We start from the raw sequence: 16,006 nt of genomic DNA, 5'->3' as shown, positions 1-16,006 counted from the left end.
CCGGTCCCACGGCATCGCGATGGATTTGAGGCTGGCGCAAACTCTGTGGGAGCGAATTTATTCGCGAATTCGGTATTTCAATTGATACAGAGGCTGCGGATGTACTGGCCCCTTCGCGAATAAATTCGCTCCCACAGGGATTTGAGCTAGCAGGCATAGAATCTCTCACAGAGACGGCGCTTTCCCGGCCGGTCCTGCAGGATCGCGCCTGCAGGCAGTCACAGATCCTCCGCAGGGTTTTGTAAGAGGCGTCTTAACGCTGTGGCGGCCTTTCGAAGTTCTTTTTCGCAGCCGCTGCCAGATCTGGCGGCAGGAAGTCCTTGTCCGGGTTGTAGTCGGCTTTCAGGTAGCGCGACAGGTCTTGCAGGTCGCCCGGGTTCAACGTTCCCGCAGCTTGCTTCAAGCGCAGGTTATCGAGGATGTAGTCATAGCGGGTGTTGTTGTAATCACGCACTGATGCGTACAACTGACGCTGCGCATCCAGCACGTCGACGATGTTGCGAGTGCCCACCTGATAGCCGATTTCCGTGGCTTCCAGCGCGCTCTGATTGGAGATAATCGACTGTTTGCGAGCCTGAACCTGCTCGACATCGGTGTTGACCGCACGGTGCAGGTTGCGGGTGTTTTCCACTACCTGACGACGAAGCCCCTCGCGGCGCTGCTCGCTCTGGCTCAGTCTTGAATACGCTTCGCGCACTTGCGAGCTGGTCAGCCCACCGCTGTAGATCGGGATATTCAGCTGCACGCCAATGCTGCGTTGCTCGACGTCGCCACGGTAGTTCTGTCCGGTGTAGTTCGGATTGCTGAAGCCCAGCGCGTCGTTATCGCCACGCTGATACTGAGCCACCGCATCAAGCGTTGGGGCGTGCCCGGCCTTGCGCTGGCGTAGGGTTTCTTCGGCGGCGTTCACTGCGTAGTTGCTGGCCAGCAGATTAAGGTTCTGTTGCGCCGCGGTATCGACCCAGGCTTTGGCGTCGTTAGGCATCGGCGCCAGGATCGGCAAGGTGTGGACGATGCCTTCAATGGAGTTGTATTCACGATTGGTCAATGTCACCAATGCCTGGAATGCATCATCCACCTGACGCTTGGCAACGATCCGGCTGGCTCGGGCGGTGTCATAGCTCGCCTGGGCCTGCAGCACATCGGTCTTGTCGGAGAGGCCGACATCGAAGCGCTCGTTGGCTTGGTCCAGCTGACGCCTGAAGGCCGCCTCTTCAGCCTTGGTCGAGGCCAGATTGTCTTGGGCGCGCAGCACGGTGAAGTAACTTTGGGCGCTTTGCAGAATCAGGTTCTGCTCGGTGGCCGATAGCTCCAGCGCCGCCTGCTCATTGACGGCTTCTGCGGCCTGCAACTGGAACCAGCGATCTGCACGGAAAATCGGTTGGCTCAGCGTCGCCTGATACACCGTACCGCTGCGGGTGGCAATGGCGTTGGGCTGGTCAATGCTGGTGCGAGTATTGTTGACGTTGGCACCGCCAGACAGATTGGGCAACAAGCCTGCGCGCGCCTGAGGCACGACTTCTTTTCGGGCTGCATAATCGGCACGTGCGGCCGCAAGATCGGCGTTGTTGTCGACCGCTTCCTGATAAACGCTGACCAGACCGGTTTTGGTCGGCAGCGGCAAGTCGGCTGCCCAGGCAATCGGACTGCAGGCACATGACACGGCAATGGCCAATGAAAGTTTGTGCAGCATGGGGCGTTCCCTGTTCATGATTATTGTGCCAGTCCGATATCCAGGAAGCTGGCTAGCGAGTGTAGAGGCTGGGGGGCTTGGCAACAATCCGTCAGATCGGCCATTTATCCAGCGTTTGAAAACGTGCTTGGCGTTCCGGCCCCGTCCCGACTAGACTGGCGACGTTCTTGTCGGGGTGCCTTGATTTGAGGCTGAGATCGGTTAAACCGGATCCCGTTGAACCTGATCAGGTTAGCGCCTGCGTAGGGAACAAGATTTCTCGTCTCCCGGCGAGTCCTCTTGAGTGTCGTCCGGGGTCGATGGTTCATTTCTGAAACTGAAATGAATCAAACACTCTCCGCTCGATACTCAGCACCAGTCTTGGTGCGTCTTTCCGTCTTCAGGTTCGCTCCGACAATTAATCCGCCGCTGGATGATGTCTGGAGAGCCCGTGATGAGTACAAATCTAAAAAATGCCGCCAACCTGAGTGAGTCCGCACAAGTCGACTCTGGATCGGTGCAGCCGTTTACCCGCTCGCAAAAAATCTACGTTCAGGGCTCGCGCCCGGACATTCGCGTACCCATGCGCGAAATCCATCTCGATGTCACACCGACCGATTTTGGCGGTGAGATCAATGCGCCGGTCACCGTTTACGACACCTCCGGCCCTTACACTGATCCCAACGTCATCATCGACGTGCGTAAAGGCCTGGCCGATGTGCGTTCGCCGTGGATCGACTCGCGCAATGACACCGAGCGTCTCGACGGCCTGACGTCGAATTTCGGGCAGCAGCGACTGGCCGATGCCGAGCTGACTCGTCTGCGTTTCGCTCATGTGCGCAACCCACGCCGTGCCAAGGCCGGGGCCAATGTCAGCCAGATGCACTATGCGCGTCAGGGCATCATCACCGCGGAGATGGAATATGTCGCCATCCGCGAAAACATGAAGTTGCAGGAAGCCCGCGCTGCCGGTCTGCTCACTCAGCAACACGCCGGGCATAGCTTTGGCGCGAATATCCCGAAGGAAATCACCGCTGAGTTCGTGCGCGAAGAAATCGCCCGCGGTCGCGCGATCATTCCTGCCAACATCAACCACACGGAGCTGGAGCCAATGATTATTGGCCGCAACTTCCTGGTGAAGATCAACGGCAACATCGGCAATAGCGCACTGGGTTCTTCCATTGAAGAAGAAGTCGCCAAGCTGACCTGGGGCATCCGCTGGGGCTCGGACACCGTCATGGACTTGTCCACTGGCAAACACATCCACGAAACCCGTGAGTGGATCATTCGTAACTCGCCGGTTCCGATTGGTACGGTGCCGATCTATCAGGCGCTGGAAAAAGTTGGCGGTGCCGCCGAAGACCTGACCTGGGAGCTGTTTCGCGACACGCTGATCGAGCAGGCCGAGCAGGGCGTCGATTACTTCACGATTCATGCCGGTGTGCTGCTGCGCTACGTGCCACTGACCGCCAAACGCGTGACCGGGATTGTCAGCCGTGGCGGATCGATCATGGCCAAGTGGTGCTTGGCGCACCACAAAGAGAACTTCCTCTACACGCACTTTGAAGACATCTGCGAAATCATGAAGGCCTACGACGTCAGCTTCTCGCTGGGCGATGGCCTGCGTCCGGGGTCGATTGCCGATGCCAACGACGCCGCGCAATTCGGCGAGCTGGAAACCCTGGGTGAATTGACCAAGATCGCCTGGAAGCACGACGTGCAGACCATGATCGAAGGCCCGGGCCATGTGCCGATGCAGTTGATCAAAGAGAACATGGACAAGCAGCTGGAGTGCTGTGACGAGGCGCCGTTCTACACCCTCGGCCCGCTGACCACTGACATAGCCCCCGGCTACGACCACATCACTTCGGGTATTGGTGCGGCCATGATCGGCTGGTTCGGTTGCGCGATGCTTTGTTATGTCACCCCCAAAGAGCACTTGGGTCTGCCGAACAAGGATGACGTGAAGACCGGGATCATCACCTACAAGATCGCGGCGCACGCGGCGGACCTTGCAAAAGGGCATCCGGGCGCGCAGATCCGTGACAACGCATTGAGCAAGGCGCGTTTTGAATTCCGTTGGGAAGACCAGTTCAACCTTGGCCTCGATCCGGACACTGCACGTTCGTATCACGACGAAACCTTGCCAAAAGACTCCGCCAAAGTCGCGCATTTCTGCTCCATGTGCGGGCCGAAATTCTGCTCGATGAAAATCACCCAGGAAGTGCGTGAGTACGCGGCCAATCAGAAGATTGAAACGGTCGACCTGGACGTCGCCCAAGGGCTGGCGGAGCAGGCCGAACGCTTCAAGCAGGAAGGCAGCCAGCTGTATAAAAAAGTGTGATTTGAAATAGATCTGCTTGGCGGTGCTCTCCTGTGGGAGCGAATTCATTCGCGAAAGCTCTGTTACAGCCAACAAATATCTGTTGAATGTACCGGCCTCTTCGCGAATGAATTCGCTCCCACAGGAGGCCGACATGCATCCAGCCACCCTGTCGTTACGGCCTCAAATATGACCACCCCCAGCACCTACTCTCCCGATACCCCTGTCCCCGAAGGCAAACGTGTCTTCGGCGGGCGCGATCTGTTTTCTCTGTGGTTTTCCCTCGGCATTGGTCTGATGGTCCTGCAAACCGGTGCGCTGCTGGCGCCGGGGCTGGGCATGTCGGGTTCGCTGCTGGCGCCGGGGCTGGGCATGTCGGGTTCGCTGCTGGCGATCTTCCTCGGCACACTGGTGGGCGTGTTGTTGCTTGCCGCCGTCGGTGTGATCGGCAGTGATACCGGTTTATCGTCCATGGCCGCGCTCAAACTCAGCCTAGGCAGCAAAGGCGCGACGCTGCCCGCGTTGCTCAACCTGTTGCAACTGATCGGTTGGGGCTCGTTTGAAATCATCGTCATGCGCGATGCCGCGAGCTTGCTGGGCTCCCGGGCTTTTGGCGACAACAGCCTGTGGACCAGCCCATTGCTCTGGACCTTGTTTTTCGGTGGTCTGGCGACGTTACTGGCAGTCAGTGGCCCGCTCACGTTTGTGCGACAGATTTTGCGTAAGTGGGGTATCTGGCTGTTGCTGGCGGCTTGCTTGTGGCTGACCTGGAATCTTTTTGCCAAGGCCGATCTGGCGGCGCTATGGGCTCAGGCCGGTGATGGTTCCTTGCCATTTGCCGCGGGGTTCGACATCGCTATCGCCATGCCGCTTTCGTGGCTGCCATTGATTGCCGATTACTCACGCTTCGGCAAACGCGCAAGAAACGTCTTTGGCGGCACCGCGCTGGGCTTCTTCATCGGTAATTTCTGGCTGATGAGCCTGGGCGTGGCCTATACGCTGGCGTTCGCCCCGAGTGGCGAGGTCAATGCCTTATTGCTGGCGCTGGCGGGTGCAGGCTTGGGGATTCCGTTATTACTTATTCTGCTGGATGAGTCTGAAAACGCGTTCGCCGATATTCACTCGGCAGCGGTATCCAGCGGAATTTTGTTAAAGCTGAAAGTCGAGCATCTGGCCTTGGCCATCGGTGTGATCTGCACGTTGATCGCCTGCTTTGCGCCCTTGGCGCAATACCAGAACTTCCTGCTGCTGATCGGCTCGGTATTCGCGCCGTTATTCGGCGTCGTGCTGGTGGATCACTTTGTATTGCGCAGGCGCACCAGCCAGGTGGCTAACGTCGGATTTCACTGGATGACCTTGCTGGCCTGGCTAGGCGGAGTCAGCACCTATCACTTGCTGGCCAATCTATATCCGGATGTCGGCGCAACACTGCCAGCGCTCATTGTCGCTGGCGTGCTGCAGTTGTTGCTGGGTAAGAACCTCAACCGCGACCGGGGAACAGTTCCGGTTTGAGGATGCCATTGAGCTGCGGATAAGGAATCTTCAGCTCGATGTGGCCCATCGAGTAAGGCGCGATAGTGTCCACCTGGTACTTGAGGATGAACGCGCCGTAGGTCAGGGCGATATGCGGCGTGCGTTTGAAAGGCCAGGTCTTCATGAAGTCGGCGTCTTCATTCATCTTGGTCGACAGCAGCCAGCCTTGATGCGCGAGTTCGGCCTTCTGCCAGAACTCGCCTTCTTTGCCCGGTACGATCATGTCGGCCAGGGTCAGCACTTTCTCTTGCTGGCGTGAATAGTTGATGAATGCGCGGCCTGGGGCGCCGTGTGCGCCGCCGGTATCCAGATAACTGGACAGCTCGACGACTACGATACCGTCATGTTGCTCGCGTACCTTTGCCTGCAGATAGCTGGCATTGCGGCCTTGGGAGTCACGCAGGTATTGCTCCTGATAAGCTTTGAGCGAAACGGGCAGCGGTCCGCTGGCGTCAGTGCGAGTCAGTTGCAGCAAAGTCTTCTGCACGATGGCGTCCAGCTTTGGCTCATCGGGGAAGTGCACGGTGTCGATGTTCACCAAGGGGCAGTCAGCGGCGGTGCAGCCCGGTTTGATCAGTTCGGAGGCATCACGCTGCACCTGCAGGGGCGCACGGTAATTGGGTTGGAACAGGCTCTGACAAGCACCCAGCATAAGTGCCAGACAAGCCAGTGAAGCGATCCTCAATAACGACATGTTGATCCTTTGCGGTGGCAATGAAGACGGTTACGTTGTTCGAGTTCAGGCTGCTTGGACTGCAAACGATGACATCGGTTCGCCGCCGGGCGGATTAGAGTTCGTTTCGCTATTGGCCGTCTACCCTGCATGTTCAAGGGGGCTGCATCTGGTTGGCGATGCGCGTTAGGATGGCATCACGTTACGACTTGCCCAAAGCGAGAAACACATGACCGAACAGACCCGATCGACCCCGACTGCTTTTGAAATCACCCGGCGTGAAAACTGCTTTCAGGGCTTTTATAGACTCGACAAAGTCTTCTTGCGTCACGAACAGTTTGTGGGTGGTCTGGGCAAGGAGATCAGTCGCGAGCTTTTTGTGCGTCATGACGCGGTCTGTGTGCTGCCGTACGACGCCAAACGCGATGAAGTGGTGTTGATCGAGCAATTCCGTGTAGGTGCGCTGGAGAAAACTGCCAATCCCTGGCTTATTGAACTGGTCGCAGGTTTGATCGACAAGGCTGAAGAACCTGAAGAGGTTGCTCACCGCGAAGCAGAAGAGGAAGCTGGAATTGTCTTCAGCGCCTTGTGGCCGATCACCAAGTACTTTCCTTCACCGGGTGGCAGCGATGAGTTTGTTCATCTGTACCTGGGGCGCTGTGAAAGTGAGGGCGCGGGGGGATTGCATGGACTGGAGTCCGAAGGTGAAGATATCCGCGTTACCGTCTGGTCGTTTGACGATGCACTGCAAGCGGTACGTGACGGGCGAATTATCAATGCTTCGACGATTATTGCGCTGCAATGGCTGGCGCTGAACCGTGTCGAAATCAGGGGGTTATGGTCGTGAGTCCATTGCGCGAGCGCTATCGTGTTGACCTTGCCGGGCTGCAAGCTGCCTGCGAGGCCAACTACGCGCGCTTGATGCGGTTGTTGCCGGACATGCGCAACGAACAACGCTCACGCCGGGTCGCAGTGACTCAAGGCGATCAAATGCTCGGCGTACTGGCGGTCGAAGTGCTCCTCGATTGCCCGTATACCACCACCCTGCAAGTGCGTCAGGAACATAGCTTGCCATGGCTGCCAGTTCCCAGTCTGGAAGTGCAGGTCTACCACGATGCGCGCATGGCCGAAGTGATCGGCGCTGAACATGCGCGGCGCTTTCGGGGGATCTATCCGTATCCCAATGCGGAGATGCATCAGCCGGATGAAAAAGCCCAGTTGAATCTGTTTCTCGGGGAATGGCTGAGCCATTGCCTGGCGTGCGGGCATGAATTTGAGGCGGTGCGCTAACTGCGGTTAAGTTTCTGCGGGCAATGCCGGGTATGAAGGCCTGCATGTCTAGGTTATGTCGCACCGAATCGTTGTCACCTATCAAGTTTTTTTGCCAGGTCTGTCCTCTTGTACGTCAAAGGTTCCGAGGCACTGTATTGTTTGACCATAAGCCCAAGCGTGATATTCAAATGAACCCTTGATACGGAAGTGCTCTTGATTGCTGTCGTCGAGCGTGATGGTTCCCCTCAGAATATCGAATGAAGTCATATATGACCCATTAGGTCCTTCGCGAATCAGAAAATAATTCGCGAAGGGTGCGTGTCCATCATGCCCAACATTGTAAGTACCGGGTTTGGCATCTAGCGGTAAACCAATTCCCACCCCTCTGCGGGTCAGGGCTTCTACGGGGGTAGTTGCACTTACGCTCATGTAACAACCGGGCGGCGTGCAGCCCATGAAAACGCTAACCTTTCCTACAAACATGGGTTCGCCAGCGATGAAGAACTCATACGTGCCGGTCGCTTGCCTGCCAAAGTCAGGCGGCTGCAACGAATGAACTTCTTTCTTTTCGTCGTTTGTTTTTTTGGTGCTCATTTTTGAAGGTCCTTTTCAAGTTGGGTATCGCCGATTGCCGTCTTTGGTGAGCGGCCTGCCATTCTCGACGAGGTTCAGGTTACTGCAGGTAGGGTCCCTTGGATAACTGTCACTTCTGACAGGTTTTGATTGTTTATTTAGATGGGTTAATCAGAGCATCAAGCCTCTGTCAATCGTCTGCCTGGCTTGTGACTCAGTACTCATCCAATTATTTGCCGAGGACTTCGCTTCACCCCATAATCGCCAGACTCTGCCCAAGGAGATGGCTTTTGCCGAACGTTCCCGTTAAAGACTCAGTCCTGTTGGTCCAGCTGTCCGACAGCCATTTGTTCGCCAATGCGGACGGTACGCTGCTGGGGATGTGTACCCGCTACAGTCTGCAAAAAGTCATTGAGTTGGTGTTGGCCGAACAGCCGCAGGTGGATCTGGTGGTTGCCAGCGGCGATGTTTCCCAGGACGGCAGCGTTGAGTCTTATGAAACGTTCCGTCGGTTGAGTGGGGAAATCGATGCGCCTAAACGCTGGTTCCCCGGCAATCATGATGAATCCCGGGAAATGCTCCAGGCCGCGCAGCAAAGCGACTTGCTCGACCCGGTCATCGATATTGGCAATTGGCGAGTGACTTTGCTGGACTCCTCGGTACCGGGTTCCGTACCCGGTTATTTGAGCGATCAACAGCTGCAGTTGCTGGTCCAGTCATTGAGTGAAGCGCCCGAGCGACATCATCTGGTGTGTCTGCATCACAATCCGGTGCCGATTGGCTGCGAGTGGATGAACCCTATCGGCCTGCGCAATCCCGAGGCGCTGTTTGCGGTGCTGGAGCGTTTTCCACAAGTGCGAGCAGTGCTCTGGGGGCATGTTCATCAGGAATATGACCAGATGCGCGATACCGTCCGGCTGCTGGCGTCGCCTTCAACCTGCATTCAGTTCGCGCCCGGTAGCGTTGATTTCAAAGTTGATACCACCGCTCCGGGCTACCGCTGGTTGCGTCTTTACGACGACGGGAAGCTGGAAACGGGTGTGTCCCGGGTGGTTGGCCTGGATTTTGAGGTGGATTACGGCGGCAAGGGCTACTGATCTTTTTGTCGTGATACACACCGGTGCGAGTCTTTCAGCGTTAGTCCCTGTAAACTGCGCGGCTTTGTACCACTCAGTGATCCAGGAGCGGACGGCGTGACCAGCGAAAACCCTTCACTGCTTTATATCCACGGCCTGAATAGCTCGGCGCTGTCGAAAAAAGCCACTCAGCTGATCGCGCTGATGCGTTCGCTTGGGCTGAGTGAGCAGGTGCGAGTCCCTGAATTGCATCATCATCCGCGCCAGGCCATGGTTCAGCTCGAGTCCGCTATCGAAGAACTCGGGCGGCCATTGCTGGTCGGCAGCTCGCTCGGCGGCTACTATGCGACACACTTGTCGCAGCGCCATGGCCTGAAGGCCGTGCTGATCAATCCGGCAGTCAATCCGCACCAGCTGTTCGACGGCTTTGTAGGTACGCAGCAAAACCTTTATACCGGCCAAACCTGGGAACTGACCCACGACCACGTAAAGGCCTTGGCCGAACTGGAAGTGCCCGCACCCCAAGACCCAAGGCGTGTTCAGGTCTGGCTGCAAACCGGTGATGAGACCCTTGATTATCGCCGCGCCGAATCGTTCTATCGGGCATGCGCCTTGCGTATTCAGGCTGGCGGCGACCACAGTTACCAAGGATTTGCTGAGCGATTGCCAGCGCTGTTGAGTTTTGCCGGATTTGCCCCTGAGTTGTTGCAGGCGGTGGATATTTCCAAGCTTTGAATGTATAGCCGGATTAAATGTAGGAGCTGCCGTAGGCTGCGATTGGTTCGAAAGCCTGGCTTAGGCGGATCGCAGCCTTCGGCAGCTCCTACAGGTTTTCAACTCTGTAACCCCACGAACAACTGATGACGAGACCCCATGGCCAATCCCAGCGCTAGCTCTTATAACGCAGACGCCATCGAAGTCCTCTCGGGCCTCGACCCGGTTCGCAAGCGGCCGGGCATGTACACCGATACCTCGCGGCCGAATCACCTTGCCCAGGAAGTGATCGACAACAGCGTCGACGAAGCTCTGGCGGGTCATGCCAAATCGGTGCAGGTGATTCTGCATGCCGATAATTCGCTGGAAGTGTCCGACGATGGTCGTGGCATGCCTGTGGACATCCACCCGGAAGAGGGCGTTTCCGGTGTCGAGCTGATCCTCACCAAGCTTCACGCGGGCGGCAAGTTCTCCAACAAGAACTATCAGTTCTCCGGTGGTTTGCACGGTGTGGGTATTTCGGTGGTCAACGCGCTGTCGACCCTGGTCAAGGTCCGGGTCAAGCGCGACGGCAACGAATACGAAATGAGCTTCACCGATGGCTACAAGGCCTCGGAGCTGGACATAGTCGGCACCGTCGGCAAGCGCAACACCGGGACCAGCGTTTACTTTGCGCCGGACCCCAAGTATTTCGACACCCCCAAGTTTTCGGTCAGCCGCCTCAAGCACGTGCTCAAGGCCAAAGCCGTACTGTGTCCGGGACTGCTGGTCAGCTTTGAAGATAAAGCCACTGGCGAAAAAGTCGAATGGCATTACGAAGATGGCCTGCGCTCCTATCTGCAGGATTCGGTCAGTGATTTCCTGCGTCTGCCGGACGAACCGTTCTGTGGCAGTTTTGCCGGTAATAAAGAAGCCGTCGACTGGGCATTGCTCTGGTTGCCGGAAGGCGGCGACAGCGTGCAGGAAAGCTACGTCAACCTGATCCCGACGGCGCAAGGCGGTACTCACGTCAACGGTTTGCGTCAGGGCTTGCTGGATGCGATGCGCGAGTTCTGCGAATACCGCAATCTGCTCCCGCGTGGCGTGAAGCTGGCACCGGAAGATGTCTGGGAACGCATTGCTTTCGTCCTGTCGATGAAAATGCAGGAGCCGCAGTTTTCCGGCCAGACCAAGGAACGCTTGTCCTCTCGTGAGGCGGCAGCGTTTGTGTCAGGCGTAGTCAAGGACGCCTTCAGTCTTTGGCTTAACGCAAACTCCGACCTGGGCATGCAGTTGGCTGAACTGGCGATCAACAACGCCGGTCGTCGCCTCAAGGCCAGCAAGAAGGTTGAGCGCAAGCGCATCACGCAGGGTCCGGCATTGCCTGGCAAGCTGGCTGATTGTGCCGGTCAGGATCCGATGCGCTCCGAGCTGTTTCTGGTCGAGGGTGATTCCGCTGGTGGTTCCGCCAAGCAAGCGCGGGACAAGGAGTTTCAGGCGATCCTGCCGTTGCGCGGCAAGATCCTGAATACCTGGGAAGTGGACGGCGGCGAAGTGCTTGCCAGCCAGGAAGTGCACAACATTGCCGTCGCCATTGGTGTTGATCCGGGCGCTGCGGACATGAGCCAGCTGCGTTACGGCAAGATCTGCATCCTCGCCGACGCCGACTCTGATGGTTTGCACATTGCGACGCTGCTGTGCGCGTTGTTCGTCCAGCATTTCCGCCCGCTGGTGGATGCAGGCCATGTGTATGTCGCCATGCCTCCGTTGTATCGCATCGATTTGGGTAAAGAAATCTACTACGCGCTTGATGAAGCCGAGCGCGACGGGATCCTTGACCGTCTGGTGGCCGAGAAGAAACGCGGCAAGCCGCAGGTCACACGATTCAAAGGTCTGGGTGAGATGAATCCGCCGCAGTTGCGTGAAACCACGATGGACCCGAACACACGGCGTCTGGTGCAATTGACCCTGGACGATTTTGAAGTCGCGTCGGAAATGATGGACATGTTGCTGGCCAAAAAGCGCGCTGGCGACCGCAAGAGCTGGCTGGAGTCCAAAGGCAACCTCGCCGAGGTTTTGACTTGATGCGAGGCCCCACGGTGTCCTCGACACCGCGCGATTTCTTCGCTGCCCCTGTAGGAGCGAGCTTGCTCGCGATAGCGTCAGTTCAGGCACTGCATTCAGCGCTTGGCAGACCCCATCGCGGGCAAGCGTACGCTCATCAAGCAGCATGCAAGTCACTGAGTAGATGCGATTTTTATGTGGGAGCGGTGCTTGCCCGCGATATGAACACCGCGGTGTATCCTTCATACCGCGTCGCCTTTATCGCGGGCAAGCACCGCTCCCACATGAAACCGAGTCTTCTGCGCGACAGCACGGCGTCTGGAGGGCGGGTTCATTCTTGCAGGAGATCTGTGTGGGCCGGACTGCTTGCAACTCTGCTGGCGGCTCCGGCATTCGCAGCACCACTGCCAGAACTGGCGCTCGTTTCGGAGCATCCGGTGGACGGTATGGTGGGTGGCAATCTTTCAGGTTTGGCGGTCTGCAGTGGCCAGTTGTGGGCCATCTCGGACCGCGACGACGACTTGCTCTACCGCATGGATATGACCAATACCGTCTGGCTGGCTCAGTCGGAGAAGATTGATGTCCCGCCTGCGCCGCAGAGTGATCTACCGGCCAACTTGCGTTCGCTGGCAAAACTGTCGTCCTTCGTGCGCGGCGGCAGTCTTGATTTCGAAGGCATCAGCTGTGATGCGGCGGGCAATAAGTATGTCGTCAGCGAGGCCCACGCCGAGGTGCTCAAAGTCCCCGTCGAGGGGCCACCCGTCTGGCTGAAATTGCCGAGCGAGCTGGTTGCACAGGCGCGGGCCAAGGGCATGTTGCAACACTTCAACGCTATTTTTGAAGGCTTGGCCATTAGCCCGCAAGGTGACCGTTTGTGGTTGGCTGCCGAGCGCAGTCAACGCGGATTGCTAGTGGTCAGCCGCGACAAGGATGCCTGGCGCTGCAAGGGCAGTTGCGTATTGCGTACCGAGCCCGGCAGTGAAGTTTTGCCACCGCAGGTAGGGGGTAAATCGGTATCCCGTGATTTTGCTGATCTGTCGCTGTTCAACGGCAAGCTGTTTACGCTGGAGCGCTCGGCCTATCGCATTTGCCGGCGCGCCCTGGATACTGGCAAGAGCGAGCAATGCTGGTCGTTCGCCAAAGAGGCGTTGATGCCAAACCGGCTTTACGACCAGCCGTTCGCCCTGACCGAGGCGCTGGTGGTGGACGAGACCGGCGCCTGGGTCGGCATCGATAACAATTTCGATGAGCGCGCCGATGGCGAGAAGCGCCCGATTGTGTGGCGCTTCGCAGCACCTGCTGGCGGCTGGAGTGCATCGAAATGACTCAGCAACCTCCCGGCAGACGTGCGGGCAAGGTGCTGATGATCATGGCCTGGGGCGCTGGACTATTTCTGGCGACGCGCTTTTTTGGCGATTGGGAAGATCGCCAGGAAAACCCTAACGCAGTGGTCACTTCGCAGCATGGTGATGGATATATAGAAGTGCAACTGGTGGGCAATCGTCAGGGGCATTTTGTCAGCTCGGGCAAGATCAATGATCACCCTGTACAGTTTTTGCTGGATACCGGTGCCACAGACGTGGCGATTCCGGGTGAGATGGCCGACACCTTGAAGTTACAACGGGGTGCGCCGGTTTGGGTCAGCACCGCCAATGGCCGCAGCGAGGGCTTTCGAACGTCAATCGAACGTCTGCAACTGGGCGATATCGTCCTGCACAACGTGCGCGCCCTGGTGGTGCCCGGTCTGGACGGGGAGCAGGTGCTGCTCGGTATGAGCGCAATGAAACAACTCGAATTCACTCAGCGCGGCGGCACCATGCTGCTGCGCCAGACCACGAAATAATGAGGCACGCATGAGCGACTCCCTTGACCTCAGTCTGGATGGTGTAGAACGCCGGTCACTGGCTGACTTCACCGAACAGGCCTACCTCAACTACTCCATGTACGTGATCATGGACCGTGCTTTGCCGCATATCGGCGACGGTCTTAAGCCCGTACAGCGGCGCATTGTGTATGCCATGAGCGAGCTTGGCCTGGACGCTGACTCCAAGCACAAGAAGTCGGCACGTACCGTCGGCGACGTGCTCGGCAAGTTTCACCCCCACGGTGACTCGGCCTGTTATGAAGCCATGGTGCTCATGGCTCAGCCTTTCAGCTATCGCTATACGCTGGTGGATGGGCAGGGCAACTGGGGTGCGCCGGATGATCCGAAGTCCTTCGCGGCCATGCGTTACACCGAAGCGCGCTTGTCGCGTTACTCCGAAGTACTGCTCAGCGAGTTAGGTCAGGGCACTGCGGACTGGGTGCCGAATTTTGACGGTACTCTCGATGAACCGGCGGTCTTGCCAGCACGTTTGCCGAATATCCTCCTCAACGGCACCACTGGCATCGCAGTTGGCATGGCCACGGACGTGCCGCCGCACAACTTGCGGGAGGTCGCGACGGCCTGCGTGCGGCTGCTTGATGAGCCGAAAGCCACCGTCGAGCAATTGGTCGAGCATATTCAGGGCCCGGATTACCCGACTGAAGCGGAGATAATTACCCCGCGTGCCGATCTGCTGAAAATGTACGAAACCGGCAAGGGCTCGGTGCGTATGCGCGCCGTGTACCACATCGAAGATGGCGACATCATCGTCACTTCGTTGCCGCATCAGGTCTCTGGCGCCAAGGTGCTGGAGCAGATTGCGGCATTGATGCAGGCCAAGCCTTCCAAGGCCCCGCAGGTCGCGGATCTGCGCGACGAGTCTGACCACGAGAATCCTTGCCGCATCGTCATCATCCCGGTGAACAGTCGGGTCGATCACGAAGCGCTGATGCAGCACCTGTTCGCCAGTACCGACCTGGAGTCCAGCTACCGGGTCAACATCAACATCATCGGGCTGGACGGCAAGCCGCAACTGAAGAACCTGCGTGCATTGCTGGTGGAGTGGCTGGAGTTCCGCGTACGTACCGTGCGCCGTCGCCTGCAGTTCCGCCTCGACAAGGTTGAGCGCCGTCTGCACCTGTTGGACGGTTTGTTGGTTGCGTACCTCAATCTGGATGAAGTGATCCATATCATCCGCACCGAGGAGCATCCGAAGGCGAAGCTGATCGAGCGCTTTGAGCTGAGCGAAATCCAGGCTGACTACATTCTGGACACCCGCTTGCGTCAGTTGGCGCGCCTCGAAGAAATGAAGCTGCGCAACGAGCAGGATGAACTGAACAAAGAACGGACCAAACTGCTGGCGCTGCTGGGCAGCGAGGCCAAACTCAAAAAGCTGGTCCGCACCGAACTGCTCAAGGATGCTGAAACCTATGGCGACGACCGCCGCTCGCCAATCGTGGAGCGCGCTGAAGCCAAGGCCATGACGGAGCATGACCTGCTGCCGAATGAGAAAGTGACCGTAGTCCTGTCGGAAAAAGGCTGGGTGCGTTCCGCCAAGGGTCACGATATCGATGCGACAGGGCTTTCCTACAAGGCTGGGGATGGTTTCCAGACCGCTGCGATGGGTCGCTCCAACCAATACGCGGTATTTATCGACTCCACAGGCCGCAGCTATTCGCTGGCCGCCCATACCTTGCCGTCGGCTCGAGGGCAGGGTGAGCCGTTGACAGGCAAGCTTCAGCCTCCGCCAGGCGCGACATTTGAATGCGTATTGCTGCCTGAAGATGACGCGCTCTACGTCATTGCGTCGGATGCGGGTTATGGATTCGTGGTCAAGGGCGAGGATCTGCAGGCCAAGAACAAGGCAGGCAAGGCGCTGCTGAGTTTGCCGAACGGGGCTAAAGTGATGTTGCCGCGTCCGGTCGCTGATCGTGAGCAGAACTGGCTCGCTGCTGTAACCACTGAAGGGCGTCTACTGATCTTCAAGATCAGTGACTTGCCTCAGTTGAGCAAAGGTAAAGGCAACAAGATTATCGGTGTACCGGGTGATCGGGTCGCCAGCCGTGAAGAATATGTGACTGATATTGCGGTGATACCACAGGGCGCAACACTGGTCTTGCAGGCTGGTAAACGCAACTTGTCACTCAAACCTGATGACCTGGAACATTACAAGGGTGAACGCGGGCGTCGGGGCAATAAGCTGCCTCGCGGCTTCCAGCGGGTCGATGCGCTTTTAGTGGAAAACGCCTCTTAATCCTGCTTT

Annotated in this window: 13 protein-coding genes and 1 riboswitch; of the genes, 10 read left to right on the top strand and 3 right to left on the bottom strand. The window is 57.7% G+C overall.

Translation table 11 applies throughout. From position 1 onward, the window contains the following. Nucleotides 1-253: 253 nt before the first annotated feature. Nucleotides 254-1,693: a TolC family outer membrane protein gene (locus tag EE949_RS04535; protein WP_122663173.1), complete on the bottom strand. Its 1,440-nt coding sequence runs from the start codon at nucleotides 1,691-1,693 to the stop codon at nucleotides 254-256. Between the two features lie 161 nt (nucleotides 1,694-1,854). Next, nucleotides 1,855-1,959: riboswitch (TPP riboswitch) on the top strand. 167 nt (nucleotides 1,960-2,126) lie between these two features. On the opposite strand from EE949_RS04535, the gene thiC reads away from it, so the two are divergent. Beyond that, nucleotides 2,127-4,016 (top strand): phosphomethylpyrimidine synthase ThiC, encoded by a 1,890-nt coding sequence (gene thiC / locus EE949_RS04530; RefSeq protein WP_122663172.1) that lies wholly within the window; start codon nucleotides 2,127-2,129, stop codon nucleotides 4,014-4,016. A 168-nt stretch (nucleotides 4,017-4,184) separates the two neighbouring features. Continuing rightward, entirely contained in the window at nucleotides 4,185-5,507 is a 1,323-nt protein-coding gene (cytX, locus tag EE949_RS04525; protein ID WP_122663171.1) for a putative hydroxymethylpyrimidine transporter CytX, read from the top strand. Here cytX and EE949_RS04520 read toward each other — a convergent pair. Further along, nucleotides 5,476-6,222, bottom strand: coding sequence for an RsiV family protein (locus EE949_RS04520; protein WP_122663170.1), 747 nt, complete (start codon nucleotides 6,220-6,222; stop codon nucleotides 5,476-5,478). The genes cytX and EE949_RS04520 overlap by 32 nt on opposite strands. 208 nt (nucleotides 6,223-6,430) lie before the next feature. Here EE949_RS04520 and EE949_RS04515 point away from each other — a divergent pair, with 208 nt between their 5' ends. Both EE949_RS04515 and EE949_RS04510 read left to right on the top strand, forming a co-directional pair. After that, nucleotides 6,431-7,048, top strand: a complete 618-nt coding sequence (locus EE949_RS04515) for an NUDIX domain-containing protein (protein ID WP_122663169.1) — start codon at nucleotides 6,431-6,433, stop codon at nucleotides 7,046-7,048. Then, nucleotides 7,039-7,491: a DUF1249 domain-containing protein gene (locus EE949_RS04510; RefSeq protein ID WP_122663168.1), complete on the top strand. Its 453-nt coding sequence runs from the start codon at nucleotides 7,039-7,041 to the stop codon at nucleotides 7,489-7,491. The genes EE949_RS04515 and EE949_RS04510 overlap by 10 nt, the downstream gene beginning before the upstream one ends. Nucleotides 7,492-7,572: 81 nt before the next feature. Here the strand turns inward: EE949_RS04510 and EE949_RS04505 are convergent, their stop codons facing one another. After that, on the bottom strand, nucleotides 7,573-8,067 hold the full coding sequence (locus EE949_RS04505) for a hypothetical protein (protein WP_122663167.1): 495 nt from the start codon (nucleotides 8,065-8,067) through the stop codon (nucleotides 7,573-7,575). Between the two features lie 299 nt (nucleotides 8,068-8,366). On the opposite strand from EE949_RS04505, the gene cpdA reads away from it, so the two are divergent. From cpdA to parC, 6 genes are all read left to right on the top strand, one after another. Further along, a complete protein-coding gene (gene cpdA, locus EE949_RS04500; protein ID WP_162874470.1) occupies nucleotides 8,367-9,143 on the top strand; it encodes a 3',5'-cyclic-AMP phosphodiesterase in 777 nt (258 codons plus the stop codon). Between the two features lie 96 nt (nucleotides 9,144-9,239). Then, a complete protein-coding gene (locus tag EE949_RS04495) occupies nucleotides 9,240-9,857 on the top strand; it encodes a YqiA/YcfP family alpha/beta fold hydrolase (RefSeq protein ID WP_122663165.1) in 618 nt (205 codons plus the stop codon). Nucleotides 9,858-9,995: 138 nt separating this feature from the next. After that, nucleotides 9,996-11,900, top strand: a complete 1,905-nt coding sequence (parE, locus tag EE949_RS04490) for a DNA topoisomerase IV subunit B (protein WP_122663164.1) — start codon at nucleotides 9,996-9,998, stop codon at nucleotides 11,898-11,900. A 329-nt stretch (nucleotides 11,901-12,229) separates the two neighbouring features. Continuing rightward, nucleotides 12,230-13,204: an esterase-like activity of phytase family protein gene (locus EE949_RS04485; protein WP_240350574.1), complete on the top strand. Its 975-nt coding sequence runs from the start codon at nucleotides 12,230-12,232 to the stop codon at nucleotides 13,202-13,204. Then, a complete protein-coding gene (locus EE949_RS04480; protein ID WP_122663163.1) occupies nucleotides 13,201-13,722 on the top strand; it encodes a retropepsin-like aspartic protease family protein in 522 nt (173 codons plus the stop codon). The genes EE949_RS04485 and EE949_RS04480 overlap by 4 nt, the downstream gene beginning before the upstream one ends. Nucleotides 13,723-13,732: 10 nt before the next feature. Further along, nucleotides 13,733-15,997, top strand: coding sequence for a DNA topoisomerase IV subunit A (parC, locus tag EE949_RS04475; RefSeq protein WP_122663162.1), 2,265 nt, complete (start codon nucleotides 13,733-13,735; stop codon nucleotides 15,995-15,997). Nucleotides 15,998-16,006: the final 9 nt, after the last annotated feature.

The sequence above is a fragment of the Pseudomonas viridiflava genome, from assembly GCF_900602065.1.
Taxonomy (GTDB): domain Bacteria; phylum Pseudomonadota; class Gammaproteobacteria; order Pseudomonadales; family Pseudomonadaceae; genus Aquipseudomonas.
This window is presented reverse-complemented; position numbering and strand designations above follow the sequence as displayed.

What these genes read in the sequence shown, in the direction of transcription:
- thiC (WP_122663172.1), top strand. Translation starts at nt 2,127, where the DNA reads ATGAGTACAAATCTAAAAAATGCCGCCAACCTGAGTGAGTCCGCACAA.
- EE949_RS04505 (WP_122663167.1), bottom strand. Translation starts at nt 8,067, where the DNA reads ATGAGCACCAAAAAAACAAACGACGAAAAGAAAGAAGTTCATTCGTTG.
- parC (WP_122663162.1), top strand. Translation starts at nt 13,733, where the DNA reads ATGAGCGACTCCCTTGACCTCAGTCTGGATGGTGTAGAACGCCGGTCA.
- EE949_RS04520 (WP_122663170.1), bottom strand. Translation starts at nt 6,222, where the DNA reads ATGTCGTTATTGAGGATCGCTTCACTGGCTTGTCTGGCACTTATGCTG.
- EE949_RS04515 (WP_122663169.1), top strand. Translation starts at nt 6,431, where the DNA reads ATGACCGAACAGACCCGATCGACCCCGACTGCTTTTGAAATCACCCGG.
- EE949_RS04535 (WP_122663173.1), bottom strand. Translation starts at nt 1,693, where the DNA reads ATGCTGCACAAACTTTCATTGGCCATTGCCGTGTCATGTGCCTGCAGT.
- parE (WP_122663164.1), top strand. Translation starts at nt 9,996, where the DNA reads ATGGCCAATCCCAGCGCTAGCTCTTATAACGCAGACGCCATCGAAGTC.
- EE949_RS04480 (WP_122663163.1), top strand. Translation starts at nt 13,201, where the DNA reads ATGACTCAGCAACCTCCCGGCAGACGTGCGGGCAAGGTGCTGATGATC.
- cytX (WP_122663171.1), top strand. Translation starts at nt 4,185, where the DNA reads ATGACCACCCCCAGCACCTACTCTCCCGATACCCCTGTCCCCGAAGGC.
- EE949_RS04510 (WP_122663168.1), top strand. Translation starts at nt 7,039, where the DNA reads ATGGTCGTGAGTCCATTGCGCGAGCGCTATCGTGTTGACCTTGCCGGG.